This is a genomic window from Streptococcus himalayensis (genome assembly GCF_001708305.1).
GTDB classification, from domain to species: domain Bacteria; phylum Bacillota; class Bacilli; order Lactobacillales; family Streptococcaceae; genus Streptococcus; species Streptococcus himalayensis.
In genome coordinates, this window is sequence record NZ_CP016953.1 from 1,167,570 (window position 1) to 1,188,587 (window position 21,018).

The window sequence follows — 21,018 nt, forward strand, 5'->3', positions numbered from 1 at the left end:
GATGACAAAGGTTATTGTAATTACAGGGGCTTCATCGGGTATTGGAGAAGCAACGGCTACCTTATTAGCAAAAAACGGTGCGAAGCTAGTATTAGGAGCAAGAAGAGAAGACCAGCTAAAAGCCATTGTTCAGGCAATTCAAGAGCAGGGAGGCGAAGCTGTCTATGCAGTGACAGATGTGACGAAGCAGGAGCAAGTTGAGGCCTTGAAAGAGCTAGCCTTGAGCACTTTTGGTCGTGTGGATGTCTGGATAAACAATGCAGGTGTCATGCCTCAAGCTCCCTTTATGGCTGCAAGCGTTCAAGAATGGGAGCAAGCAATTGATATCAATGTGAAGGGTGTCTTATACGGCATCACAGCTTCCCTTCCAGTCATGGCTCGCCAAAAAGCTGGTCAAATTATCAATATTGCCTCTGTGGAAGGCCATCATTCGCATGTTGGAGGAGGTGTCTATTCTGCCACTAAATATGCCGTTCGAGCAATTTCAGACTCGCTTCGTGAAGAAATGGCACAAATGGAGGGCAATCTACGCTGTACGGTGATTTCTCCAGGTGCTATTCAAACGGAATTGGTAGGAACTGTCGCAGATGAGAACATCAAGTCAGCTTATGAAGATTTTTACCGCTCACACGGCATTTCCGCAGAACGAGTGGCGTTAACGATCCAGCAAGCCATTGATTTACCGGAAGATACTGCTTGGAATGAAGTCGTCATGCGTCCGATAAAGCAAGTGCTGTAAAAAGAAAGGAAGTACAAATGAAAAAAATCGGAAACCTCACACGCTTTTTCAGTAGTCTGGTTGTCTTAGAATTTCTCTATATTTTTTATCTGGAGACCATGATGACTGCTTCAGAGACTGCTTCGCGCGTCTTTGCCATTCCTATTGAGGTGCTAAAGACGGATACGGTTCAATTACTCTTTCAAAATCAGGGTGTCTACAATCTGATGATTGCTGTCGTACTTGTTTACACCCTGGTTTTTAGTAAAAATAAGGTTGAACTGCTATTTGTAACGCTGATTTATATTTTAGTTGTGGCGCTTTATGGTGGCTGGACTAGCGATATCAGTATTTTCTTCAAACAAGGAAGTGTCCCTCTCTTAGCAACACTTAGTCTGGTCTATGATATTGCAAAAAATAGGAAGGATTGAGACATCAATGAAGTGGTGGAAAGTTATTGGTCTAGGGGGTGTTTTCATGCTCGTGCTAGCCTATGTGGGGGCTTCCTTTTACTTTGCGAAAAGTATTGTAAGACCTACTCCGATGACCTTAGCTGAGGAAGAAGCATGGGAAAAAGAGCATGGCCTGTGGAATGATTTTGACCAGTATGAGGTAGAAGAGTACACCGTCAAGGGGGTGGATGATTATCCCTTGCATGCGACCTTGGTCAAGGCAGCGGATCCTAATAGTAAAAAGTATGTGATTATCACCCACGGCTTTCGTTCCAATCGAAATGGGGCCGTCAAGTATGTGGAAGTCTATCGTAATTTGGGCTATCACTGCATTATCTATGATGTTCGTGGCCATGGGAAAAACGCTCCAGCCACAGTGACATTGGGTAATGTCGAGTCAAAAGACCTTCTGTACTTGATTGAAGATAGTTACCAACGCTATGGTTCTGATAGTTACCTAGGACTTCAGGGGGAGTCAATGGGCAGCTCCATTTCGCTAAACGCCTTACAATACCAACCCAAGGTTCAATTTGTCGTAGCAGATTGTGGTTTTACCAATCTGTATGACTTAATTGCGGCTGGTTATCAGGCCAATCACATCAGTTTTCTAATGCCGGGAGTTAGTTGGATGACCAAACATATTTACGGTGTCGATATGAAAGAAACCAGTGCCATTGATGCAGTTGCAAACAATCAGAGCATTCCCATCACCTTTATCCATGGTGCAGATGATCGATTTATTTTACCTGAAAATAGTCAGCAATTGGCGGAGAAAAATCCAACTCTAGACACAGTCAAGTTGGTTGAGGGTGCAGCCCACGCAGCATCAAGAGAGGTCTTAGGCGTCGCAGGCTATCAGGCACTCGTCCAGCAAAATCCAAATGTAAAATAGAATTTGAGGTTGGGAGTTATTCCGACCTCTTGTGCTATAAAAAGCTTATCCTTGATGACACTTGAAGGAATAAAGGGGAGATGATTTAACGCTAAAAAACTTGACAGATGATAAAAAATACGATAGAATAATTGCGTGCGCAAGTAACTAAAGGAGAATCAAATGTTTGAAGAATGGTTAGCGATGCATCAAAAGCATGAACAAATAAAAATGAAGTTGGAGAACTTTTTTCTGAAACAAGGGGTGAACCTGAATACGTATACGGTTTGTTATATTTTAAAAGACCAACCGAATCTTGAATTACGGGTCACAGAGTTGAGTCAGAAGCTGGGGCTCAGTACTAGTGCAACTTCTCGCTTAGCAACCAAGATGGAAGCAGAGACAGGTTTTGTCCGCCGAGAGATTTGCGAGGAGGACAATCGTGCCCTCTATATCGTCCTAACCGCCGAAGGGAAACAGTTTTTGGAAGAGGGGGAGCTGAAAGTACACGAACTTTTAGCTCATCAAGATTTGTAGAAGTATGCTGTAAACCGCTAGATGGGCTAGTGGTTTTATAAACACCCATTTAATTGCGTGCACAAACAATGAATTGAAAAGGAGAAACAATGCGCGTATTTGTAGCAGGAGCAACTGGGCGAGTTGCAGAGCAGTTGATAAAGCAATTGATTGAAAGAGGGCACACAGTTCGTGCTGGTGCAAGAAAAACGGATAAGGTCATTCAGCTGGTAGGTGTTGAGCCTGTTGAAATGGATTTACATAGTACTCCAGAGGAACTAGCTTCTATCATTCAGGGGAGTGATGTTGTTTATTTTACAGCTGGTTCTCGTGGAAAAGATTTATTACAAACGGATGCTTTTGGAGCAGTTAAACTGATGCAAGCGGCCGAAATGACAGGTGTTTCCCGTTTTATCATGCTCAGCTCAATCTTTGCAACCGAACCTGAAAAATGGTTGGATCCTCATTTGGCCAAGATTACCGATTACAATATTGCTAAGTTTTTCTCAGACCAGTGGTTGATGAATCAGACGAGATTAGACTATACTATTGTTCAGCCTGGGAATTTGGTTGAAGCAACATCCGGTTCGGGGAAAATAGCTGTTGGGGTCTCTCATTCTCAACCAAATAGTATTCCAAATGTGGCACAGGTGCTGGCAGAAGTCTTAGCATTCCCAAATACAGTTGGTAAAATTATTCAAATGAGTGATGGAGAAACTCCAATCCGAGAAGCTTTGGAGAACCTATAGGAGGAAGTGTGGAATTTTCAGAAGTTGTGAGAAAGAGGACGAGCATTCGTTCTTTCTCAAAGAAAGAAGTGGCAGATGAACAGCTACGCGAAATCATCCGAGAGGCGCAACGAGCTCCTTCTTGGGTCAATAGTCAACCTTGGAAAGTGTATATCGCCAAAGGAAAAACATTGGAAAAACTCAAGAATAGTCATCTCTTGTCCCCTCAAATGGGCTTATCTGAGCAGACAGATTGGCCGACGCTTAGTCGAGTGAATTGGGACAGTCGAACACAAGAAAATATGGCAGATTGGCTAGCGGAAGTGACCACTGCAAAAGGAGGAGAGAGCTTTTCTCCACTTCAGGCATTCCAGTTTCATGCACCGGTCTATGTCTATCTGACTATTCCTAAGACCACTCCTATCTATTCTGCTTTTGATTTAGGAGCCTTCGCTCAAACATTGATGTTGTCAGCGCAGAACAAGGGAATTGACTCGATTGTGGCCTATGAACTCATTCGTTTTCCTAGTCTTATCAAACAAGAAATGGGGATTCCAGATGAGGAAAATATAGCCATTGGGATTGCGTTAGGCTACAAAGATGACCATCCTTTGAATCAATATGTTAGCTCACGAGTAGAGCTTGACAGTATATTACACATAAAAAAATAGAAAAGAGAGAAACATGAATCAAGATATTTTAAACCAAATGAAACGTTATATGAATGGTGTGCGTGAGGCAGATGCTGAGATGATGAGACCATCTTTTCATAGCGAAGCAACGATGTATGGATTTGATGAGGCAGAAAATCTAGTAGCTGAAGGAAGTATCGACCATCTGTTTACAGGGATTGAACAAATGTCTCCAATCCCGAATATGGTGACAGAGGCAACGATTTTAGCTGAAACGAGCAATACAGCCAGCGTGAAAATTGAATTGATTTCTGAAAGTGATGGAATTCATTGGACAGATTTTATGAACGTTATTAAGATAGGAGATGAATGGAAGATTGTTTCCAAAATCTATCACAGCAAATAATCAAAAGAGTTTTTAGAAATTATACAGATGCTTATATAAAAATTAACAACAAGCTCCTTTTTACTAGTTTTCTTGCTGATAGTCTATAAACATTTAACTAGGCAACGAAACTGTAAGTAGCGAGGTTAGGAGAGAAAGATGTTGATTTTTGACATTCTTTATCATCACATATTAGGCATAAAAAACGAACAAGCTAGCATTCTGAAGGTCAGAAAACGAGCTTTGTTCGCTTTTTGTATTTAGAATTGGATTTTTATCTCGCTCCCAAGTAGTTCCTTTTTTCAACAGTTCAGCAAGGTAAGGATGGGAGAAGCTGATTTTTGACGAGTATTAGTCAAAATACAGGAGTTCCTTGCTGGTATCAGTAAAGACTTCAAAGCCGTTTCCGGTCACGACACCACAGTCCTCAATGCGGACGCCGACTTTTCCAGGGATATAGATACCTGGTTCAACAGAGAAGCACATGCCTTCTTCGAGGACGAGATCATTTCCTTCCATAATCGACGGGAATTCGTGGACATCCATCCCGATTCCGTGTCCCAAGCGGTGGTTAAAATACTCACCGTAGCCAGCTTTTTCAATTACTTCACGAGCTGCACGGTCTACTTCATGGGCTGTTACACCCGGTTTGATAAAGTCGAGTGCTGCTTGTTGGGCTTCAAGCGTGAGAGCGTAAATGTCTTTTTTGAACTGATCCGGTTGGCCAACGGCAACGGTTCTGGTCATATCGCTTGCATAGCCATTTGCCATAATCCCTAGGTCAAAGAGGAGGAGGGCGTTATTTTCTACCTTGTGAGGGCCGGGGATACCATGAGGATTCGCAGCATTGTTACCTGTTAAGACCATGGTTTCAAAGCTCATTTCAACTCCTTCGCGTTTCATTGCAAATTCAATTTCAGCGATAATATCTGTTTCTGTTTGAGCGAGTGAAATGGCCTCAAAACCTAATTGAACGGCCTTGTCAGCCCATTTTCCTGCAATCATCATCTTTTGGATTTCATCTGCTGATTTGATTAAACGCATGCGGTTGATGATCGGAGTAAGATTGTCAAATGTTGCTTGCTCAAAGACAGTTTTTAAGCCCTGATATTTGGTCAGAATCAGATTGTCAAACTCAAGTCCAACGTGCTTGTAGTTTTTGGCTGGTAAAGCAGCTTTGATTTTTTCCCAAGGATTTTCAGAATCCACATAGCCTACAACTGGAAAGGCAACTGATTGACGAGCGCGTTCAGCATCCAAAGCTGGCACAAAGAGGAGCGGTGTGCTTTCTTCGCTGATAAAGAGGAACATCTGGCGTTCATGCGGATCGCTGTAAAAACCAGTCAGATAGTAAATCGAAACAGGATCTGAAAAGACAGCCATGTCTAATTCAGTACTGCGTAACTGTGTCAGTATATCATTGATTTTAGTCATAAAAGTACCTTCTTTCTACCCTTTCATTTTGGCAGAAAATAGCCGAAAAATCAAGGATTTTTTCAAAAAAAGAAGATAAAATACAGGAAAAAGGAAGGCGAAAAGAAAATCATGAACAATAGGGTGAAAGAACGCACGGAATTTGGAAAAAATGCGACCTTCCATCGTTCACTAGAAAAGGAAGTACAGCGAAAGCTCCTCCTTGTCAGTCAACGTCAACAGAGACGGGAGAGATTTTTATGAATTACACGTTCCTATGATGAATACAGATGAGGACAATAAATATGCTCCTCTTAAAAAATCTTGGATAATCGAGAGCATGTACGTCCGTTACGGATAGAGAGCTTACTGTTTTTTGAAGGAGTGTACACACATCCTATTGTTTCCTATTTTGCCGGTTTAACTCCTTTTCCAAATTAGTGTTCAACAGTAAATGGTGTAGATAGAGATATTTACTTGACAGTATGTAGGAAGCCACTTTCACCCCAGTAGCCATACATGCCGGATGAAGAGAAGGACAAAGACACCGATTGAAAGGTAGGGGACAAAGGCGAGCCTGCCCTTCTTTTTTTGAATGATAAAGCTGGCAATCCCTAGTAAACAGGCAATTTGTAGCACCAAGAGAATCTCTGTTAAGGAGAAAATAGCTGTTGCAGAAGCTAAAAAGAGAAAATCCCCGCTCCCAATGCCTATTGGGACAAAAAAAGAAACTAGAGCGACGGCTAAAAACAAACCTGTGCAGAGATTGGGAGAGTTGGTTACAAATAGAGGAATTTGAAAGAAAAGCCAAACTAGTAAAGGATATTCCTGGTGCCTGCTATCGTAGATACTGAGGGTCAAACTCATTAGGATGAGGCTGACTTCAGAAATGGATAAAAGTTGGTAGGAGGCAGCTAGAAAAAGTAGACCACTTAAAAATTCAAAGCCAGCATACCATTTTGGAATTGTCTGTCCACAAAAACGGCAGGAAAAGCGATTGATTAGTTGAGAAAAAATGGGGACTAAATCCCGTGCTTCTAGGCGTTTATGACAGCTGTCACAGTGGCTTGCAGGATAGCAAATGGATTGTTCAGGAAAGCGATCAACGACCACTCCTAGAAAAGAGGCAAAGATACTGCCAACCAGAAAGAAATAAATATGAATCATACTTCTTTATTCGTAAAAAGAATTCTGAAAAATTGCAACTTTTCTCATTTAAGAAGAAACGCTTGATTTTCTTATTTAGAAAGATTATAATTAAGATACAAAAAGAAAAGAGGTATTCACATGAAAACAACTAAACAAAGACCAGTAGCAGATGTAGCAACTTTTTCAAAAGCAGCAGCTGAAAAATTACCGCAAACTAAGGCTGTTTTGAATCAAGCGGTGGCAGATCTTTATACAGCGCGCATCGCCCTTCACCAAGTTCACTGGTATATGCGCGGACGTGGTTTCCTTGTATGGCATCCCAAAATGGATGAGTACATGGACTCCTTGAATGAACATTTGGATGAAATCAGCGAACGTTTGATTACGCTTGGTGGAGCACCTTACTCAACTTTGACAGAATTTATTCAACATAGCAAGATTGAAGAAGAAGTGGGAAGTTTTGAGCACACGATGGAAGAAAATTTGACCCGCGTTCTTTCTATCTTCCGCTATCTTGTCGGTCTATTCCAAGAAGGCTTGGATGCGACTGATGCAGAGGGAGACGATGTGACCAATGGAATCTTTAGTGATGCCAAAGCTGAATTGGACAAACATATCTGGATGATTGCAGCTGAATTGGGACAAGCACCAGGCTTGTAATCGTTTGCTGTAAAAAGGGGCTCTTTGTCAACTGTAGTGGGTAGATGAAAAGCTAACACCTAGAGAGGACCAAATTGGTCTTCTCTTTTTTGATGTTGATGGCAATCAAAATCCGCTTTTTGAAGTTTTCAAAGTTCCGAAATCCAAAGGCATTACGCTTGATGACTTTGATGAGATTATTCGTCGCCTCAAGTTTGGCATTTGAGTAAGGCAATTCCATGGCGTTGAGAATCTTATCCTTGTCCTTCAAAAAGGTATTAAATACGGTCTGGAAAATCGGGTTGACAGTCTGCCTAGCGTCTTGGATAAGTCCAAAAAACTGGTCAGCTTGCTTCTCCTGGAAGTGAAAAAGCAGTAGTTGATAGAGCTCGTAGTGTTCTCTCAGTTCTTGAGAATAGCCGAGCAGTTTAGCGACAATCTCCTGGTTGGTTAAGTGCATGCGAAAAGTAGGGCGATAGAACCGCTTGTCACTGAGTTTACGGCTATCTTGTTGTACCAGTTTCCAGTAGCGTTTGAGCGTCTTGTATTCATGCGATTTGCGGTCAAAAGCATTCATGATTTGGGTACGGACACGGTTCATAGCACGGCTGAGATGTTGCACAACGTGGAAACGATCAAGCACGATTTTAGCATGAGGAAAAAGTTGTTTGGCTAGTTGATAGTAAGGGCTAAACATGTCCATAGTGATGAATTTAACGCGGTTTCTGACCTGTCTAGGGTATCGTAGGAAGTGATTTCGGATGGTAGCTTGCGTTCTTCCATCAAGGATAGCGATGATGTTATTTGTGTCAAAATCTTGAGCGATAAAGCTCATTTTCCCTTTCTTGAAGGCATACTCATCCCAGGACATGACTTCTGGAAGCTTATCCCAATCCGTTTCAAACTTAAACTCATTGAGTTTTCGAATAACTGTAGATGTTGAAATGGAAAGTCTGTGTGCGATATGTGTCATTGCTTGATTTTCGATGAGTAATTGTGTGATTTTCTGGTTGACAGCGACAGAGATTTGATGGTTCTTCTTAACAATAGGAGTTTCAGCGACCGCCATTTTCCCACATTCCTTGCACTTGAAACGACGCTTTCGAAGGCGGATAAGTAGCGGGTAGCCAGCAGTTTCTAAGTAGGGGATTTTAGAGGCTTTCTGGAAGTCGTACTTAGCCATTTGTCCCTTGCAGGAAGGGCATTTAGGGGCTGTGTAATCCAAGTGACCGTGGAGTTCTAAGTGTGTTCCCATGTCGCATTCATTAGTGATCGTGATATTTTTGTCTTTCATTTTGAGAAAATTTGTGATAAGATTTAGTTGTTCCATATGAGTCTTTCTAAATGATAGTTGTGTCGCTTTTCATTATAGGTCATATGGGACTTTTTTTCTACACTGAAAAAGGCTCCATAATCTCCACAGTGGATTTACCCACTACAGATATTATAGAGCCTAAAAAGGCTGAGCGTCAAACTCGGCCTTTTTCTTTCCTTCCCCTCTCTTGAAATCCAAGGCAAAATCTGGTAGAATAAGACCCATGAAAACACTCTACGATGTGCAACAATTTCTAAAGGGATTTGGCTTGATTATTTATATGGGCAAACGCCTGTATGATATTGAAATGATGAAGATTGAGTTGGAACGGATCTATGATGTGGGATTGATAGACAAGCTGACCTATATCGAAGCCGAATTGGTCTTACGCAGAGAGCACCGCCTAGAGTTGGAGTATGAGGAGAAAAAAGGAGTTAAACAGACATGATGTGGATTTTTTGGTTGATACTGTTAGGTATTGCTGGTTGGATGACTTTGAACTATTTTCGAGTGAGAAAAGCTGCTCAGATTGTGGGGAATGAAACATTTGCAAGTCTTATTCGGACAGGGCAGTTGGTGGATGTTCGAGATGCAGCAGAGTTTCAGGCCAAACACATTTTAGGAGCTCGCAATATTCCCTCTTCTCAGCTTAAATTGAGCATGAGTGCACTACGCAAGGATAGACCAGTCCTTTTGTATGAAAATAGCCGTGGCCAACGCGTTATGAATGCAGCCCTTGCTTTGAAAAAGGCTGGTTACCAAGAAATTTATATCCTTTCTTATGGCTTAGACAGCTGGGATGGGAAAGTGAAAAAAGGCTAGACATGTAACTGCCAAGACTAGGACGCTTGTTCTAGTTTTTTTATACTCATTTAATTTCAAAAATAGCTTTTCCATCTAGACATATTTATTTTAGGTTTGAAATGTAGAGAACTAAATGAGTTAAACAGGATACTTTTCCAGTAAATAATATGAATAATCATAGAACACAGGTAGTTTACATCCAAACCATCTAAAAAATATCAAGAGGCTAATTTTGATTTTCATTGGGTATTACGTCTCGTTTTCTGACAGTCCTCTAATAGATATACAAAAATATGGAAATATGATATACTAAAAGAAAGTGCTTAGGAGACTTTCGATGAATAAGAAAACATTTGGACAGATTATTCGAGAACTGCGTTGGAAGAAAGGGATGACCAAAAGGGATATCTGTGGAGATGAAAAGGAGCTGTCTATCCGTCAGCTTACACGTCTCGAAAGAGGTCAGTCAAAGCCTACTCTTACGAAAATCCGCTATTTAGCAGAGCAACTAAAGGTTTCCAGCTACTTGCTGATGGAGGACTATCAGGAGCTCCCACAAGACTATCTGAACCTTAAATATCGAGTACTGCGGATGGCAGGCTTTGGGGACGAAAAGTATCTTCAGTTAAAAGATAGCTATTTAGAGAAAATCTATGAATGTTACCTCGTCACGCCCTTTGACAGCATGCGAGAAGAATTGTTTAACAGCCATATTTGGAGCAGGTTTCTCTATGTTTACATTGGAAAATACGATTACTTGGCAACAGGTTGTGGGAACAGTTGGGCCTGCTGCTTTACAATGTCTTTTTAGGAGTTGAATCATGAAATTGAACAAGTATTTCTATAGAAATGGATTTTTTTATAGTTTTTTGATAAGTTTGTATCTCTTTATTGATAGTCATTTTTATGAGAAACATATTTTTTTAGTTGCCTTTTATATCTATTGCATGTTACTTCAAGTGAAATTTTCCTTGTTTATAAAGGAAAAGAATCATGATTAAAAAGTTATTTTTCCAGTCTAGTTATTTTGTCTGTATCCATAGGGCTATTGGCTTACGCTAAGGTAGGTGAGAAAGCTGTGAAAGACAGTCAATCTGAACAAACGGAGTTGAGCATTGGGCAAAAGGAAGAGGAAGAATTACGAAAATATAACACTTCTATTGCTCGTTTTCAAGAGATTCATGCAAATGAAATACTTGCGGATCAATTTGAAAAAAATCCTTAGTTTTATTCAGCAGACCTAGTTGTCCATTTTGTAGGGAATTTATATCGGCATTGGATAGCGACAAAGGTAGATTATAATGTTTACTATATTAACACAGAGGGTTATGAGACTGACCCTGACTTAAAAAGCTTGTTGAGAATGACGGGTTACAGGGTGTACCTAGTTTAGTTTACGTTGATGAAGACGGAAATTTTAAGATATTAGACGAAAATGTTAACTCTATTCCGGAGTGGCTAAGTCTATTGTAAATCGTTCAAGTAGATGTAACTACTTCCGTCCTTTATTCGTCTAATAGATGAAAGAACAAATAACAGGAGGTGGTGGTATGAACTACAAAAAGAAAATAGCGGTGATACTAGGTCTTTCAGTCATAGGTTTGACAGGTATTTACTGGGGTAAGAATGCTCAGGTAGAGAACTTGAAGGATGAGGATGTCCAACAAGTATCTCAGGAAAATTATACGGTCCGTATTCTCGCGAAGGAGTGGAAAGATGCGGATGACAACAAACTCGAAGAGCTCTTTCAGGGGATGCCAGATGACCAGCGGATTTTAGCGGATGATACTGGTGGTTTTACAGGGAAATGGCAAACCTCTCCTGAGGATACGGCGCTTGGTCCAATCATTAATCCTGACGGAACGATTGAAGAGCAAGATTTAAGCTCTCCGAAAGCAGCAACGGTGGGCGAAGTAAAAGCAGCGATTCGAGCAGGACGTAAGTAGGTTAAACCTTTATTCGTCTAATAGGTGAAAGAACAAATAACAGGAGGTAGTGGTATGAACTACAAAAAGAAAATAGCGGTGATACTAGGTCTTTCAGTCATAGGCTTGACAGGTATTTACTGGGGTAAGAATGCTCAGGTAGAGAACTTGAAGGATGAGGATGTCCAACAAGTATCTGAGGAAAATTATACAGTCCGTATTCTCGCGAAGGAATGGAAAGATGCGGATGATGACAAACTCGAAGAGCTCTTTCAAGGGATGCCAGATGACCAGCGAATTTTAGCGGATGATACTGGAGGTTTTACAGGGAAATGGCAAACCTCTCCTGAGGATACGGCGCTTGGTCCAATCATTAATCCTGACGGAACGATTGAAGAGCAAGATTTAAGCTCTCCGAAAGCAGCAACGGTGGGCGAAGTAAAAGCAGCGATTCGAGCAGGACGCAAGTAGGTCAAGCAACTTGAAAAGAAATTTCCTTTTCTGGTTTTTGGGATCGGTCCCCCTTAACTTTTCTGACTGCAGAGAACAGCATTCGAATGGTTATGTGATGAGCTTTGGCGTTGAAAAGTGAACACCCAAGCACCGACTTATATCAAGCTGATTTTACCCTCTTTGATACGAAAGGCTGGATTTGCGTCCAGTCTTTTTTCCTGAAAACATTTACAACTACTTTCTTGATGAATTTTACTAGAAACTGTGCTATAATTGTTCAGTTAGAATAAAATTTGAAAAAGATATAGAGGAAATCATGACAAAATTAAGAGAAGATATTCGCAATATCGCTATTATTGCCCACGTTGACCACGGGAAGACGACCTTGGTAGATGAGTTGCTCAAGCAATCTCAAACCCTTGATGAGCGTAAAGAATTGCAAGAGCGGGCTATGGACTCGAACGATCTTGAAAAAGAACGTGGGATTACCATCTTAGCCAAAAATACAGCTGTTGCCTATAATGGTACTCGGATCAATATTATGGATACCCCAGGGCACGCGGACTTCGGTGGTGAAGTAGAGCGGATTATGAAAATGGTGGACGGGGTTGTCCTTGTCGTAGATGCCTATGAAGGAACGATGCCACAGACCCGTTTCGTATTGAAAAAAGCCTTGGAACAAGACCTTGTGCCTATCGTAGTGGTGAATAAAATTGACAAGCCATCTGCACGACCAGCAGAGGTTGTTGATGAGGTCTTAGAATTGTTTATCGAGCTAGGTGCCGATGATGACCAATTGGATTTCCCAGTGGTTTATGCGTCAGCGATTAACGGAACGTCTTCGCTATCAGACAATCCGGCAGACCAAGAATCGACCATGGCACCGATTTTTGATACGATTATTGACCACATCCCAGCACCTGTGGATAATTCAGATGAGCCCTTCCAATTCCAAGTTTCTTTATTGGACTACAATGACTTCGTGGGTCGTATTGGGATTGGTCGTGTCTTCCGTGGAACGGTCAAGGTAGGGGACCAAGTAACCCTTTCAAAATTGGACGGAACGACTAAAAACTTCCGCGTTACAAAACTCTTTGGTTTCTTTGGTTTGGAACGTCGTGAAATCCAAGAAGCTAAGGCAGGAGACTTGATTGCTGTTTCTGGAATGGAAGACATCTTTGTTGGAGAGACGATTACACCAACAGACGCTGTTGAGCCACTTCCAATCCTGCATATTGATGAGCCAACCTTGCAAATGACCTTCTTGGTGAATAACTCACCATTTGCGGGTCGCGAAGGAAAATGGGTAACCTCACGTAAGGTCGAAGAACGCCTTTTGGCAGAGTTGCAAACAGACGTTTCTCTTCGGGTAGATCCGACGGACTCGCCAGATAAATGGACTGTTTCTGGTCGTGGAGAATTGCATCTATCAATCTTGATTGAAACCATGCGTCGTGAAGGCTATGAGCTTCAAGTTTCTCGCCCAGAAGTTATCGTTAAAGAAATCGATGGTGTCAAAATGGAGCCGTTTGAGCGCGTGCAAATTGATACACCAGAAGAATACCAAGGTTCAGTCATCCAAAGTCTGTCTGAACGCAAGGGTGAGATGTTAGATATGATTGCGACTGGCAATGGTCAAACTCGTTTGGTCTTCCTTGTACCAGCTCGTGGCTTGATTGGGTACTCAACAGAATTCTTATCTATGACACGCGGTTATGGAATTATGAACCATACCTTTGACCAATACCTTCCTCTTATTCCAGGGGAAATCGGTGGTCGTCACCGTGGGGCTTTGGTGTCTATTGACGCTGGTAAAGCAACGACTTACTCCATTATGTCTATCGAAGAACGTGGAACGATCTTTGTCAATCCAGGAACAGAAGTGTATGAAGGGATGATTATTGGGGAAAACTCTCGTGAGAACGATTTGACAGTTAATATCACGAAAGCTAAGCAAATGACCAACGTTCGTTCTGCGACCAAGGACCAGACAGCTGTTATCAAGACACCACGTATCTTGACCTTGGAAGAATCCCTAGAGTTCTTGAATGATGATGAGTACATGGAAGTAACCCCAGAATCTATTCGTCTTCGCAAACAAATCTTGAATAAGGCAGAGCGTGAAAAAGCTAATAAAAAGAAAAAATCAGCTGAATAAATCTGAACACTACTCAAAAAGAGTCTATCGTAGAAAGGAGTTGCTATGGTCTATTTAATCATCGGAATTTTAATTCTCTTGTTTTACCTGTTTGCGACTCCAAAGAGTATCAAAGGGACATTGAATGTTGTGAGTGCAGTTGTCCTTTTGGTTTCCTTGATGATTCTGTTAGTGCTTGCGATTTTTCAAATTTTTCTTCTACCGGCAGAATTTTTTATCAGTATTCCAATGGGGGCTCTGGCCTATTATGCCATGCGAGATTTGGCAAGGCTCCCTCAAAAAGAGAAAAAACAGGCTTTCTTTCCAAAAATTAGGAAGAGAAGACCCTAAAAAAGCCCTTTGTGGCTTTTTTATTTTCTTAAAAATGGTAAAATAGAACAAGAAGAATAAGAAAGAGAAACATGATGAAAGATATTGATACCTTTAAGACGAAAAAAGTATTGGTTTTAGGCCTTGCTAAATCTGGGGAGTCTGCGGCGCGCCTCCTTCATAAGCTAGGAGCGATTGTCACAGTGAATGACGGAAAGCCTTTCGAAGAAAATCCAGCGGCCCAGTCTCTTTTGGAAGAGGGGATTAAGGTCGTAACAGGAGAACATCCTCTCGAGCTCTTAGACGAAGATTTTGCCTATATGGTCAAAAATCCAGGGATTCCTTATAGCAATGCTATGGTGACAAGGGCTTTGGAAAAAGGAATTCCTGTTTTGACAGAAGTTGAGTTGGCCTATTTGATTTCTGAGGCTCCGATTGTAGGGATTACGGGGTCCAATGGGAAAACGACAACGACAACCATGATTGGTCAGGTCTTGACAGAAGCAGGTCTGGGAGGTCTTTTATCGGGGAATATCGGATTTCCAGCTAGCCAAGTGGCTCAAACGGCTCAATCGACTGAAACTCTCGTGATGGAATTATCTTCTTTTCAGCTGATGGGAATTGACGCCTTTCGTCCACAGATAGCCGTGATCACCAATCTAATGCCCACCCATATCGACTATCATGGTTCCTTTGAAGAATATGTGGCAGCCAAGTGGAATATCCAGAAGAATATGACCGCAGATGATGTTCTTATCCTCAATGCCAACCAAGACTTGGCAAAAGACTTGGCAGAAAAAACAAAGGCTCAAGTGGTCTTGTTTTCAACGAAAGAAAGGGTTGGTGGGGCCTATCTTGAAGATGGGTTGCTCTACTTCAAAGGAGAAGCAATTCTATCAGCTTCAGACATTGGAGTGCCGGGCAGCCACAATATCGAAAATGCCCTTGCGACAATTGCCGTGGCTAAAATTCGTGGGGTTGCTAACCAAGTCATTCAAAAGGTATTGATGAATTTTGGTGGTGTCAAACATCGTCTGCAGTATGCAGGAGACGTTGCAGGCGTGACCTTCTACAACGATAGTAAATCTACAAATATTTTAGCAACTCAAAAAGCCCTTTCTGGTTTTGAAAATGACCGTGTGATTTTGATTGCTGGCGGTTTGGACCGTGGCAATGAATTTGATGACTTGGTTCCAGATATTCGAGGCTTGAAAGCCATGGTCATTTTAGGAGAGTCAAAAGAACGTGTCAAACGTGCTGCTCAAAAAGCTGAAGTAGGCTACGTAGAGGCAGAGGATGTCAGGGACGCTACCCAAAAAGCCTTTGACTTGGCAGAAAAGGGCGATGTTGTCTTGCTGAGCCCTGCTAATGCTAGTTGGGACATGTATGCGAATTTTGAAGTGCGTGGAGATGAATTCCTCGCTACCATAGAGGAATTAAAGGGATAAGATGAAAAAAATTGTATTTACAGGTGGAGGTACAGTAGGGCATGTGACCCTCAACCTCCTTCTTTTGCCGAAATTTATTGAAGAAGGCTGGGAAGTTCACTATATTGGGGATCAAAAAGGAATTGAATACCAAGAAATTAAAAAATCTGGTCTACCTGTTCAATTTCATGGGATTGCAACGGGGAAATTGCGCCGTTATTTTTCTTGGCAAAACATGCTAGATATGTTTAAAGTTGGCTGGGGAATTATTCAGTCCCTTGGCATTCTCTTGAAAATTCGCCCACAAGCCCTCTTTTCAAAAGGAGGTTTTGTATCGGTGCCGCCAGTTATTGCGGCTCGTCTTTTAGGCATTCCAGTTTATATCCATGAATCGGACTTGTCCATGGGGCTTGCGAATAAAATTGCCTATAGGTTTGCGACCAAGATGTACGCGACGTTTGAGCAACCAGCTTCCCTTCGCAAAGTTGAACATGTCGGTGCTGTGACCAAAATCGATAGCCGAAGAGAGCAAATGCCAGCTTCACTAAAAGAAATCACGGCTCAATTTTCAGAAGACTTGCCGACCTTGCTGTTTGTCGGAGGGTCTGCGGGTGCCAAGGTCTTTAATGATTTTGTTTCCAATCATCGGGATGTATTGCTCTCTGATTATAACATTATCAATTTGACCGGTGATGAGCAATTGGAAGAATTGTCTCCTCATTTATATCGAGTGGCCTATGCTTCTGAACTCTATCAACCCCTGCTGAATCTAGCAGATGTTGTGGTCACACGGGGTGGTTCAAATACGATTTTTGAATTATTGGCGATGACTAAGCTTCACATCATTGTTCCGTTAGGACGAAAGGCTAGTCGTGGAGATCAGATTGAAAATGCTAATTATTTTGTGAAACAGGGCTATGCCCAAGCATTGGATGAAAATCAGTTGACCCTCTCTGCTTTGAAAGAGACAGTGGCAGATCTCTTAGCCAATAGGGGTCATTATGAAACTACCATGCAAGCCAGTCAAGAAATCAAATCAGTGGATGAATTTTATCACCTGCTTAGAAAAGATATGAAAGAATGACGAAAAAAAGAAAGAAACAAAAAGAAAAAAAGCGACATCAGGAAAAATCGACAGACCAGCCAGAGCTAGCTGTCGAAGAATTATCCGAGTGGCAAAAACTGAATCAGGAATACCTTGAAAAAAAGGCTCGTGAACAGGCAGAGCAAGAAAAAGAAGCCGAGGAGCAAAAAAAAATTCGCTTAGAAGGTGAAGAGGATGTAGCAGCCGATGCAGAAGAAGCTGATGCTGATGCTGATAAAGAAGAGACTGCTAGTCAAGAAGAAGCTACTGATAAAAAAGAAGCTGATGGGGAGGAAAGTGAGGGAGATTCTAGAGACACCGAGGAAAAGGAGACGTCTGAGGAAGATGTCCCAACCCTCCTTTCAAAAGAGGATATCCCAGAAGAAGATGAAGAGGAAGCGGAACAGCTGAGCGAAAAGGAGCTAAAAAAGCAACTAAAAGCTGAAAAAAAACAAGCTCGACGAGAAGCAAAAGCAGCGCGTGCAGGAAACACAGTTGACAAGAAACACATCCTTCGAGCGGTTCCTATCTTCTTAATGAGTATACTTGTGTGTGCCCTCTCTATTTATTTTTTAACGCCCTATGCCAGCTTAAAAGAAGTGACGGTTTCAGGAAATAAAGAGGTATCCTCAAAGGATATTTTATCTGCTTCAAACATTCATCCACAAGATTATACAGTGACGACCTTTTTGCAGCAAAAAGACCATGCTCAGAAGATTACCAAAAGCAATCCTTGGATAAAAGAAACCAAGCTAACCTATCAATTTCCGATAACCTTTAAAATCAAAGTGAAGGAAAACACCATTGTTGCCTACAGTTATTCTGCTGAGCAGTATTACCCAGTCCTCTCAAGCGGAGAAGAATTGCCAACTCCAGTAGATGCGGCAAAAATGCCAGAATCTTTTATCCGTCTAGACTTTTCCGACAAATCTATGTTGCGTTCTTTTGTGCAACAACTAGTAGTATTGCCTGAGACAGTGGTGGCGAATATGGGTACCGTTCAGCATACTCCTAGTAGAGCAACGCCAGATTTACTAACAGTGAATATGCTGGATGGAAATACGGTCTTAGTTCCCTTGGGGGATTTATCGAAAAAATTAGTGTATTACAACAAAATCCAAGGAAATTTACTTCCACCAAGCACTGTGGATATGGAAGTCGGTATTTTTAGCCATTTGACAACCCCTCCGGAAAAAACAGAAGAGCTGGAAACGACAGAAGAAGAACTAACGCTACCGCAGGAAGATGTTAATTAAATGAAATATATAAATTCTACCCATTTTCACACTTTTTGTGTTATAATAAACTTTGAATAACTATGCTTAGCGAAAATAGTTGTTAGACAAGACAGAAACGTGGTAGATAGAGAGGAATGATGTGATGGCTAGAGATGGCTTTTTTACAGGATTGGACATCGGAACAAGCTCGATTAAAGTCTTAGTAGCAGAACATGTAAATAATGAATTAAATGTTATTGGTGTCAGCAATGCAAAAAGTGCTGGTGTAAAAGATGGGATTATTGTAGATATTGAGGCGGCTGCAGGTGCTATTAAAAGTGCGATTGCGCAGGCAGAAGAAAAAGCAGGGATTTCGATTAAGATGGTCAATGTTGGTCTGCCAGCAAATCTCTTGCAACTAGAGCCGACGCAAGGAATGATTCCAGTTACCAGTGAGACAAAAGAGATCACAAATGTAGATGTGGAAAATGTTGTGAAATCTGCATTAACCAAGAGTATGACTCCTGATCGTGAAGTGATTACCTTTATTCCAGAAGAGTTTGTGGTGGATGGTTTTCAAGGCATTCGTGATCCTCGTGGGATGATGGGCATCCGCTTAGAAATGAGGGGGATCCTCTATACAGGTCCAAGAACCATTCTTCATAACTTGAGAAAAACAGTGGAGCGAGCAGGTGTTCAGGTTGAAAATATTGTCATTTCACCTCTTGCGATGATACGCTCTGTTTTGAATGAGGGCGAGCGTGAGTTTGGGACCACAGTCATCGATATGGGAGGTGGTCAAACGACGGTTGCCTCAGTTCGAGGACAGGAATTGCAATATACGAACATCTACCAAGAAGGCGGCGATTATGTCACAAAAGATATTTCTAAAGTCCTTCGTACCTCTCAAAAATTAGCCGAAAGTCTAAAATTCAATTATGGTGAAGCCTATGTTCCTGCTGCTAGTGAAGAATCGTTCCAAGTAGAAGTCATTGGTGAGGTAGAGCCTGTTGAAGTGACAGAGCGCTATCTAGCAGAGATTATTTCTGCACGGATTCGTCATATTTTTGATCAAATCAAACAAGACTTGGATCGCAGACATTTATTAGAATTCCCAGGTGGGATTGTGATTATCGGTGGGGGTGCACTTCTTCCAGGTGTGGTAGAGCTTGCACAAGAAGTCTTCCAAGTTCCAGTGAAATTATATGTTCCAAATCAAATCGGAATTCGAAATCCTGCCTTCGCACATGTGATTAGTTTATCAGAGTATGCAGGTAATTTGGCGGAAGTAGACATCTTGGCTCAAGCAGCGGTTCATGGAGATGAAAGTTTGAGACACAAGGCGATTGAGTTTACACGCCCTGTTCAAATCGAGCAACGGGTGAATCCATTGCCAAACTTTACGCAGCCAAAACCGGACAATATGCAACCAATTGCAGATATGGAAACAGTCACTATTCCGGTAGAAAATGGGCCAGAACCAGAACAGCCAAAAGAAAAATTAACAGATCGTGTCCGTCATTTATTGGGCAATATGTTTGACTAAAGGAGAAGGAAAAATTATGACATTTTCATTTGACACAGCTGCCGCTCAAGGTGCGGTTATTAAAGTAATCGGTGTCGGTGGTGGTGGCGGAAACGCTATCAATCGAATGATTGATGAAGGTGTAGCTGGCGTTGAGTTTATCGCCGCAAATACAGATGTTCAAGCATTGAGTAGTTCAAAAGCAGAAACAGTAATTCAACTTGGACCAAAATTGACCCGTGGACTAGGTGCTGGAGGTCAACCTGAGGTTGGTCGTAAGGCAGCTGAAGAAAGCGAAGAAGTGCTTACAGAAGCTCTCACAGGCTCAGACATGGTCTTTATCACAGCTGGTATGGGGGGAGGCTCTGGAACAGGAGCTGCTCCAGTCATTGCTCGCATTGCAAAAGGCTTAGGAGCTTTAACGGTAGCTGTGGTGACTCGTCCATTTGGTTTTGAAGGAAGTAAGCGTGGGAACTTTGCGATTGAAGGAATTGAAGGTCTTCGAGAGCATGTGGATACCTTGTTGATTATCTCTAACAATAACCTTTTAGAAATTGTTGATAAAAAGACACCGCTGTTAGAGGCTTTGAGCGAGGCTGACAATGTTCTTCGCCAAGGTGTTCAAGGAATTACAGACTTGATTACAAGTCCTGGTTTGATTAACCTTGACTTTGCGGATGTAAAGACAGTGATGGAAAACAAAGGCAATGCTCTCATGGGAATCGGTATCGGTTCTGGGGAAGAGCGCGTCGTGGAAGCAGCTCGAAAGGCTATCTTCTCACCTCTTCTTGAAACAACGATTGATGGAGCAGAGGATGTCATTGTCAATGTAACAGGTGGTCTTGATATGACCTTGATTGAGGCAGAACAAGCGTCTGAGATTGTCAATCAGGCAGCTGGTCACGGTGCTAATATTTGGTTGGGAACGTCAATTGACGAGAGCATGAAGGATGAGATTCGTGTGACGGTGGTAGCGACAGGTGTTCGTGAGGACAAGGTTGCTAAAGTGAGTGGTGTGCGCCAATCGCAAGAATTCCGTTCACAGTCAGAAGCTGTAAGTCGTGAAACCCATGCATTTGACCGTAATTTTGATTTGACAGAAACTATGGAAATGCCACAACCAAGTCGGAAACGTCAAGAAAGTCCTCAAACTTCTGCCTTTGGCGATTGGGACTTGCGTCGGGATCACATTGTTCGCCAAACAGAAGGAGCGAAAGGTTCTTCTGTCGAACGCTATGAATCAACGATGGTGGATGATGACGAATTAGAAACACCGCCATTTTTCAGAAATCGTTAAT

24 protein-coding genes are annotated in these 21,018 nt (G+C 41.9%); 21 read left to right on the top strand and 3 right to left on the bottom strand.

Annotated elements, in window-relative coordinates; genetic code table 11:
• Window position 1: 1 nt before the first annotated feature.
• The 7 genes from BFM96_RS05490 to BFM96_RS05520 all read left to right on the top strand — a co-directional run bounded on the left by BFM96_RS05490 (window position 2) and on the right by BFM96_RS05520 (window position 4,323).
• Window positions 2-739 (top strand): SDR family oxidoreductase, encoded by a 738-nt coding sequence (locus BFM96_RS05490; protein WP_068991381.1) that lies wholly within the window; start codon window positions 2-4, stop codon window positions 737-739.
• 17 nt (window positions 740-756) lie between these two features.
• Window positions 757-1,149: a DUF1304 domain-containing protein gene (locus tag BFM96_RS05495; protein ID WP_068991384.1), complete on the top strand. Its 393-nt coding sequence runs from the start codon at window positions 757-759 to the stop codon at window positions 1,147-1,149.
• Window positions 1,150-1,156: 7 nt separating this feature from the next.
• Entirely contained in the window at window positions 1,157-2,062 is a 906-nt protein-coding gene (locus BFM96_RS05500) for an alpha/beta hydrolase (RefSeq protein ID WP_068991387.1), read from the top strand.
• A 162-nt stretch (window positions 2,063-2,224) separates the two neighbouring features.
• Window positions 2,225-2,578 carry a MarR family winged helix-turn-helix transcriptional regulator gene (locus tag BFM96_RS05505; protein ID WP_068991390.1) on the top strand — a complete coding sequence of 118 codons (354 nt, stop codon included), beginning with the start codon at window positions 2,225-2,227 and terminating at the stop codon, window positions 2,576-2,578.
• A gap of 89 nt (window positions 2,579-2,667) precedes the next feature.
• On the top strand, window positions 2,668-3,306 hold the full coding sequence (locus BFM96_RS05510; RefSeq protein WP_068991394.1) for an SDR family oxidoreductase: 639 nt from the start codon (window positions 2,668-2,670) through the stop codon (window positions 3,304-3,306).
• 8 nt (window positions 3,307-3,314) lie between these two features.
• On the top strand, window positions 3,315-3,956 hold the full coding sequence (locus BFM96_RS05515; protein ID WP_068991397.1) for a nitroreductase: 642 nt from the start codon (window positions 3,315-3,317) through the stop codon (window positions 3,954-3,956).
• A 13-nt stretch (window positions 3,957-3,969) separates the two neighbouring features.
• On the top strand, window positions 3,970-4,323 hold the full coding sequence (locus tag BFM96_RS05520; protein ID WP_068991399.1) for a nuclear transport factor 2 family protein: 354 nt from the start codon (window positions 3,970-3,972) through the stop codon (window positions 4,321-4,323).
• A gap of 330 nt (window positions 4,324-4,653) precedes the next feature.
• Here BFM96_RS05520 and BFM96_RS05525 read toward each other — a convergent pair whose 3' ends face one another.
• Together BFM96_RS05525 and BFM96_RS05530 are read right to left on the bottom strand one after the other, a co-directional pair.
• A complete protein-coding gene (locus BFM96_RS05525; protein WP_068991401.1) occupies window positions 4,654-5,736 on the bottom strand; it encodes a M24 family metallopeptidase in 1,083 nt (360 codons plus the stop codon).
• 480 nt (window positions 5,737-6,216) lie between these two features.
• Window positions 6,217-6,882: a prepilin peptidase gene (locus BFM96_RS05530; RefSeq protein ID WP_068991404.1), complete on the bottom strand. Its 666-nt coding sequence runs from the start codon at window positions 6,880-6,882 to the stop codon at window positions 6,217-6,219.
• 120 nt (window positions 6,883-7,002) lie between these two features.
• On the opposite strand from BFM96_RS05530, the gene BFM96_RS05535 reads away from it, so the two are divergent.
• Complete coding sequence (locus BFM96_RS05535; protein WP_068991405.1) at window positions 7,003-7,524, top strand: Dps family protein; 522 nt, start codon at window positions 7,003-7,005, stop codon at window positions 7,522-7,524.
• 52 nt (window positions 7,525-7,576) lie between these two features.
• On the opposite strand, the gene BFM96_RS05540 is transcribed toward BFM96_RS05535, so the two are convergent.
• Window positions 7,577-8,833 (bottom strand): ISL3 family transposase, encoded by a 1,257-nt coding sequence (locus BFM96_RS05540; RefSeq protein WP_068991408.1) that lies wholly within the window; start codon window positions 8,831-8,833, stop codon window positions 7,577-7,579.
• A gap of 208 nt (window positions 8,834-9,041) precedes the next feature.
• Here BFM96_RS05540 and BFM96_RS05545 point away from each other — a divergent pair, with 208 nt between their 5' ends.
• The 13 genes from BFM96_RS05545 (at window position 9,042) to ftsZ (ending at window position 21,017) form a co-directional block, all read left to right on the top strand.
• On the top strand, window positions 9,042-9,266 hold the full coding sequence (locus BFM96_RS05545) for a YqgQ family protein (protein ID WP_068991411.1): 225 nt from the start codon (window positions 9,042-9,044) through the stop codon (window positions 9,264-9,266).
• The gene (locus BFM96_RS05550) at window positions 9,263-9,640 is read left to right on the top strand and encodes a rhodanese-like domain-containing protein (protein WP_145939712.1); all 378 of its coding nucleotides are present in this window, start codon (window positions 9,263-9,265) and stop codon (window positions 9,638-9,640) included. Before BFM96_RS05545 ends, BFM96_RS05550 begins: the two co-directional genes overlap by 4 nt.
• A gap of 319 nt (window positions 9,641-9,959) precedes the next feature.
• Window positions 9,960-10,433, top strand: coding sequence for a helix-turn-helix domain-containing protein (locus tag BFM96_RS05555; RefSeq protein ID WP_068991414.1), 474 nt, complete (start codon window positions 9,960-9,962; stop codon window positions 10,431-10,433).
• Between the two features lie 267 nt (window positions 10,434-10,700).
• The gene (locus BFM96_RS11220; protein ID WP_188595303.1) at window positions 10,701-10,847 is read left to right on the top strand and encodes a hypothetical protein; all 147 of its coding nucleotides are present in this window, start codon (window positions 10,701-10,703) and stop codon (window positions 10,845-10,847) included.
• A gap of 325 nt (window positions 10,848-11,172) precedes the next feature.
• Complete coding sequence (locus BFM96_RS05565) at window positions 11,173-11,568, top strand: hypothetical protein (RefSeq protein ID WP_068991422.1); 396 nt, start codon at window positions 11,173-11,175, stop codon at window positions 11,566-11,568.
• 54 nt (window positions 11,569-11,622) lie between these two features.
• The gene (locus tag BFM96_RS05570) at window positions 11,623-12,018 is read left to right on the top strand and encodes a hypothetical protein (RefSeq protein ID WP_068991426.1); all 396 of its coding nucleotides are present in this window, start codon (window positions 11,623-11,625) and stop codon (window positions 12,016-12,018) included.
• 298 nt (window positions 12,019-12,316) lie between these two features.
• Entirely contained in the window at window positions 12,317-14,158 is a 1,842-nt protein-coding gene (gene typA / locus BFM96_RS05575) for a translational GTPase TypA (protein ID WP_068991431.1), read from the top strand.
• 45 nt (window positions 14,159-14,203) lie between these two features.
• Complete coding sequence (locus BFM96_RS05580; protein WP_068991434.1) at window positions 14,204-14,488, top strand: DUF3165 family protein; 285 nt, start codon at window positions 14,204-14,206, stop codon at window positions 14,486-14,488.
• Between the two features lie 74 nt (window positions 14,489-14,562).
• Complete coding sequence (murD, locus tag BFM96_RS05585) at window positions 14,563-15,915, top strand: UDP-N-acetylmuramoyl-L-alanine--D-glutamate ligase (protein WP_068991437.1); 1,353 nt, start codon at window positions 14,563-14,565, stop codon at window positions 15,913-15,915.
• Between the two features lies 1 nt (window position 15,916).
• Complete coding sequence (locus tag BFM96_RS05590) at window positions 15,917-16,978, top strand: UDP-N-acetylglucosamine--N-acetylmuramyl-(pentapeptide) pyrophosphoryl-undecaprenol N-acetylglucosamine transferase (RefSeq protein ID WP_068991438.1); 1,062 nt, start codon at window positions 15,917-15,919, stop codon at window positions 16,976-16,978.
• Complete coding sequence (locus tag BFM96_RS05595; protein ID WP_068991441.1) at window positions 16,975-18,234, top strand: cell division protein FtsQ/DivIB; 1,260 nt, start codon at window positions 16,975-16,977, stop codon at window positions 18,232-18,234. The genes BFM96_RS05590 and BFM96_RS05595 overlap by 4 nt, the downstream gene beginning before the upstream one ends.
• 124 nt (window positions 18,235-18,358) lie before the next feature.
• The gene (gene ftsA / locus BFM96_RS05600) at window positions 18,359-19,741 is read left to right on the top strand and encodes a cell division protein FtsA (RefSeq protein ID WP_068991446.1); all 1,383 of its coding nucleotides are present in this window, start codon (window positions 18,359-18,361) and stop codon (window positions 19,739-19,741) included.
• Between the two features lie 16 nt (window positions 19,742-19,757).
• Window positions 19,758-21,017, top strand: coding sequence for a cell division protein FtsZ (gene ftsZ, locus BFM96_RS05605; protein WP_068991447.1), 1,260 nt, complete (start codon window positions 19,758-19,760; stop codon window positions 21,015-21,017).
• The last annotated feature ends 1 nt before the right edge of the window (window position 21,018 follow it).